This is a genomic window from Rhodopirellula sp. JB055 (genome assembly GCF_043100905.1).
Taxonomy (GTDB): Bacteria; Planctomycetota; Planctomycetia; order Pirellulales; family Pirellulaceae; genus Rhodopirellula.
Map to the genome: position 1 here is coordinate 1 of NZ_JBICHO010000309.1, position 5,545 is coordinate 5,545.

Genomic DNA, 5,545 nt, shown 5'->3' on the forward strand with positions numbered 1-5,545 from the left:
AGGCGACGAGTCCTTGGTTTTGACTCCAGTTCAGGACTCGTCGCCTCGTCCACTACCCTAAAAATAGGTCGTGACAGACCACTAGTGTCGCAACAGATCAGATAGCGACTTGGCGAGTGATGAAAAACGAAAAGGCAACCACTGCCGTCCCCGTTGATCGCGCACCGTCCATTGCGAATTGACGAGCTTCTTGTGCATGACGTAGGCATCGACGTAGCCCTTTTCGGGATGATGAAATGCTTCCGGAAGAGTTCCGACGATGTTGAATCCCAATTTTTCCCAGAGCCGGACGGCTGCGGCGTTTGTCGAGACCACAAAGTTGAACTGCATCGCTCGGTATCCGTCCTGGCGTGCCTCTTGCTGTGAGTGTTCGCACATCTGCGAAGCGACGCCCATCCCGCGAGCCGAATTGGCAACGATGTAACCGCAATTGCAAACGTGCGATCCTTGTCCCGGTTGATTCGGTTTCAGGTAGTACGTCCCAAGGATCGTGCCGGTCTTGTCCTCCGCCACAAAGGTTTTCGCGGCCCCCGCAACCCAGATCTCGTATGCCGCTTCCGAGGTGATGTCACGCGGATACGGGTAGGTGTCTCCGCGGCGAAAGGCAGGTTCCACAACGGCCCACGTTGCTGGCCAGTCCGCGTCGAAAAGCGGACGAATTTGAAAGGGACTAGAAGGCATGATCGTACTATCCGGGAATGACTGGCGCTGCACTCCACTCAGTCTAGTGATCTGTCAAAGTAAAAGGTGAGGGTTGTTCGTAGATGACGAGGCGACGAGTCCTTGGTTTTGACGCCAGCTCAGGACTCGTCGCCTCGTCCACGACCCTAAAAATAAGCCGTGAAAGACCACGAGCAGGATCGATTCATGCGAGTCTTTGTGGGCGAGTTCCTCTGTGGCGGTGGCATGGCTTCCACACCCTTGGAACAAATCTCGCCGTCGTTACTGAACGAAGGACGAGCGATGTGGCACGCGTTGGTCACCGATCTCGCAGCCTGGGCAAACGTGCTCACGCCGCTCGATGCCAGACTGAATGACCTTGCGGATGATCTGCCCCGCAACGTTCAGCGATTCACATTGAATGCATCTGCAGACCTGCAGGACGCTTGGCTGGACGCGGCCCGGGCGTGCGACGTCGCGATCGTTGTCGCCCCTGAAACCGACGGCGAACTCCATCGCTTGGTCACCCTTTTTCGCGAATCAGGCGTGAAGGTACTGGCGGTGGATGAGACGGTGATCCGCATGACCACTGACAAATGGCTAACCGCCCTGTGGTTGGACGAACATGGCATCGCGACGCCTGCAACCTGGACCAACCCACGCGAATCAAACAACGGCGCGTTCCACAAAATTTCCCGACGAGGATCCGTTGGATTGGACGCCAAACGCTGGGTCCGAAAACCTCGCGATGGATGTGGTTCCGATTCGATTCGTGTCTTCGATGACCGTGCGTCGGCCGGTTCGAATTTGCAGAGCCATGAGATCATGCAGGCCTGGGTGGAAGGCCGCCCGGCATCGATTCTGGTCGTTGGTGGAATGACCTGCGCAACATCCAACCGAGTGCCAGCGCCAATCGTCTGTCCCGTGATGTGGCAACATTGCGATTGGGATGCGGGCGATTCCGCGCGGACCAGCCAATCTTGCCCCACATCGATTTGCTATCGAGGAGGCAGCGGGCCAATCGAACCGGATTTGCAATCACGCGGTCGGGCACTGGCCGATCAAGTCTTGCAAGCGATGCCGAAACCGCCGCGAGGATTCTTGGGGATCGACCTCCTCTTGGGCGATCGACCGGAAGACGACTGCGTGATTGAGATCAACCCTCGGCTGACAACCTCGTACATCGGTGTTCGCGAGCTGGCGAGTCAAAACTTGACCTCGATTTGGAATTCGCCCGAGCGTTTGAATTCGCCTGGGGCCATCGACACAGGCCACTGCAACAAAGTGTCCAGCGAGCGTCCGTTTGGATGCTCCTCCGATCAAGTCCGCTGGACCGTGGAAGGCGATGTCCACGTCGTGGATCACAGGTCGGACGCCCGTTGATGGCTCACATTCTCGATGCCATCGCAAAGAAACCGCCGGCGCAGCCGCCGCAGATGATCGCGGTCAGGGCTGCCTTCCAGTTGTCGCGAAAGTGGCGAATGACAAAGATCGGAACGTAGAGGATCGTCAGCGAGAGCAGTCCCTCGTTGCGACTGACCTTGAACGCACGAGCGATCAAAGTCAGCACACACCCGATGGCGACCATGGCAAACGCGGAACCGCCCAAGTTGCAAAACATTTGCAGCGGCTTGAATTGCAATTGCTCGGTGCGGCGGGATGCATTGACGGCTAAAACGGCGATCACCACGGCACTGCCGACGATGAACAAGATCAACGCCAACATCCAAGGAGGCATGCCTGCTCCCTTGTGCATTTTCTCTTGCAACGCGACATCGCGGACCATGTCCTTTTCCGCTTTCATCAACGCCAGGGTGCCCATGTCGATGTCGACACCGGCAACCTTGTGGCCTTCCATGTTGGTACCGGTTTCCTTGTTGTAGCCGCACTTGGTGCACAAAACGGCACCGGCTGCCATTTCCGATTTGCAAGCCGGGCAGACTGCCGCGATTTGGCGGTCGAACCCCTCTTCGGCAAACAAATCGTCGAGCGAGTCTGAGGACGCGGCCGGAGAGGCCTGACGGGGCGTGGCGGGACGGGCCCCCGCTGCCTGAGGTTTCGCGGCACGAGGTTTGCCAGTTTGGGAGCTGGGGCTCTGAGGAGCGGCTGTCTTCTTCGCCCCCCCGGCTGCTGGCACGCGAATCGCTTTGCTGCAGGCGGGGCATTTGACCGCTTTCCCGGCAAATTCATCGCGGACGCTAAGTTGTTTGCCACAAGAGCATTGCAAGCGAATCGGCATCAAGAAATCGTTGGCAAAAGGGGAAGGCGGGCGTTTCCCGCAACCAGACGAGCCTGTCCAGGCTGAGACAGACCGCTTGGTGATGCGGTTCGGGGGTTAGTATAGATGCAATTGCCCGAAACGACGACTCACAATCAAAGCTTGGAGGTGTCTCCCAGGTGCTAGTAATTCTCCTTTGCTTAAGCAAACTTGTGAAATAATCTCAGCTCCGCGAATTCGTCGGCCTCCCGCCTGAACATCTAACCTGAACTTTGCATCGTGAATTCACCTGAACGTGACCTTTCCGAACGCCTCGCGAAGCTCTCTCCGGAGCAGAGAGCCGCCCTGCGAAAACGATTGGGCCGTTCATCGTCGACGCCGTCCGCTGATTCCAAGACGGCCGGCTCGCAGCCCAAAACCGCGACGCCAGAACCCATTGCGATCGTCGGGGTTTCGTGTCGATTTCCCGGGGCACCGGACTTGGACGCTTACTGGAAAGTCATTTCCGAAGGGATCGATGCGACCGCGGAAATTCCCCCGGAACGCTGGGACGTGGATTCGCTCTACGACCCCACGGGGCAAAAAGCCGGACGCATGTCGGTTCGTCGAGCGGGAATGATCGACAACATCGATCAGTTCGACCCCAAGTTCTTTGGGATCTCGCCACGTGAAGCGGCACGAATGGATCCTCAACAGCGGTTGCTGTTGGAAGTCAGTTGGGAAGCGTTTGAGATCGCCGGCATTCCGGTTTCCAGCCTGGCGGGAACCCCCGTGGGTGCTTACGTCGGAATCGGAGGCACGGATTACTCAAAGGTCCCCTCGACTTACGACGGTTACTACCAATACATCGACGCGCATGTCGGGACGGGAAACGCCCTTTCCATTGCCGCCAATCGGTTGTCCTACATCATGGACCTTCGCGGCCCCAGCATGGCGATCGACACAGCGTGTTCGTCATCGACGATGGCGATTCACTTGGCCGTTCAAAGCTTGCGTGCCGGGGAATGCGACGCGGCGCTTGCTGGTGGCGTGAATGCGATTTTGACTCCCGAGACCACGATCGCGTTTTCGAAAGCTCGCATGTTGTCGCCGGATGGTCAGTGCCGCCCGTTCGACGCTGATGCCAACGGCTACGTTCGCGGCGAGGGTTGCGGCATGTTGGTGCTGAAACGACTGAGTGATGCGGAGCGGGACGGCGATCCGATCTGGGGCACGATTTTGGCCAGTGCGACCAATCAAGACGGTCGAACCAGTGGCATCACCGCGCCCAACGGCGTGTCGCAACAAGCGGTCATTCGCTCCGCTCTTCGCGAAGCAGGTTTGCCCGCCGCGAGAATCAACTATGTCGAGGCTCATGGCACCGGAACTCCCTTGGGCGACCCCATTGAAGTTGATGCTCTGACACAAGTCTTCTCCGGAAAACCCGGTGTCGACCCGCCGTGTTATGTGACCAGTGTCAAAGCCAACGTGGGCCATATGGAAACGGTCTCGGGCGTGGCCGGCATCATCAAATTGTTGTTGATGATGCGCCACCAAACCATTCCCGGTCAGCTCCATCTGAAAAAGCTGAATCCGCGAATGACACTGAAGCGTTCTCGTGTTGTGATCCCTGCCCAGTCACCACCTTGGCCAGTGGATGGTGAACCACTGATCGCAGGTGTCAGTTCGTTTGGCTTTGGTGGCGCCAACACGCACTTGTTGGTGCAACAGCACTTGCCCAAGGCAACCTTCAATCCAGCCGATTCGTTCGACACCCAAGAGCGAGCCCGCCACGTGTTGAGTTTGAGTGGCAAAAGCGAAGCCGCCATCGCCGAGGTTGCCTCGCGATTGAAACAGCACCTCGACCACAGCGATGACGACGTGGTGGATGTCGCACACACCATGAACGTGGGCCGAGTTCATCACACCTACCGAACCGCGGTTGTGTTTGAAGACGCAAAGCAACTCAGCCAGCAACTGACGCAGTTGAGCGAAGGAAAAAAAGGCCCTGGCATTCGCAGCGGCCAAACCGTGACCAGTCGAGCCACTCGCACGGCGTTCCTGTTCACCGGTCAAGGTTCGCAATCACCTGGCATGGGCAAAGGCCTGTTTGAAACCCAACCGGTATTTCGCAAGGCAATGATGCAGTGCGATGAAATTCTCTCCAGCGTGTTGCCCAAACGATTGCGAGAGGTCCTGTACGGCGACGGGCCGGATTCAGAACTGGTGCACCAAACCCGGTACACCCAACCGGCCCTGTTCGCGGTCGAGTATTCACTCGCGAAGCTCTGGTTGTCGTGGGGAATGAAACCCAGTGTTGTGTTGGGACATAGTGTCGGGGAATTCGCGGCGGCATGCATCGCAGGGGTGGTCTCGCTGAAAGACGCGTTGAACTTGATCGCTGAGCGCGGCCGATTGATGGGCGAGTTGCCTGCCGGCGGTGGCATGACCGCGATGTTTGAATCGGCGGAAGTCATCGGCAAACAATTGCAGGCGTTTCAATCGTCGGGCAGCGGAACCCTTTCGATCGCCGCAGAAAATGGCCCGCAGAACACGGTCGTTTCCGGCGCACAGGCGGACCACGAAACGTTAGCCAAAAACTGCGAAGAACATGGAAAAGCGACGAAAGCACAGCAGGTCTCGCAAGCGTTTCAAAACCAGTTGATGTAAACCAAGCTAGATTAATTT

The 5,545-nt window shown here is 57.7% G+C and carries 4 protein-coding genes; 2 read left to right on the forward strand and 2 right to left on the reverse strand.

What is annotated here, in order from left to right; translation table 11 throughout:
* Positions 1-81: 81 nt before the first annotated feature.
* Complete coding sequence (locus ACF8AM_RS12195; RefSeq protein WP_392555894.1) at positions 82-681, reverse strand: GNAT family N-acetyltransferase; 600 nt, start codon at positions 679-681, stop codon at positions 82-84.
* Between the two features lie 186 nt (positions 682-867).
* Between ACF8AM_RS12195 and ACF8AM_RS12200 the strand changes: the two genes are divergently transcribed.
* The gene (locus ACF8AM_RS12200) at positions 868-2,043 is read left to right on the forward strand and encodes an ATP-grasp domain-containing protein (protein ID WP_392555895.1); all 1,176 of its coding nucleotides are present in this window, start codon (positions 868-870) and stop codon (positions 2,041-2,043) included.
* Positions 2,044-2,047: 4 nt separating this feature from the next.
* On the opposite strand, the gene ACF8AM_RS12205 is transcribed toward ACF8AM_RS12200, so the two are convergent.
* On the reverse strand, positions 2,048-2,899 hold the full coding sequence (locus ACF8AM_RS12205; RefSeq protein ID WP_392555896.1) for a hypothetical protein: 852 nt from the start codon (positions 2,897-2,899) through the stop codon (positions 2,048-2,050).
* Between the two features lie 258 nt (positions 2,900-3,157).
* On the opposite strand from ACF8AM_RS12205, the gene ACF8AM_RS12210 reads away from it, so the two are divergent.
* Entirely contained in the window at positions 3,158-5,527 is a 2,370-nt protein-coding gene (locus ACF8AM_RS12210; protein WP_392555897.1) for a type I polyketide synthase, read from the forward strand.
* Positions 5,528-5,545: the final 18 nt, after the last annotated feature.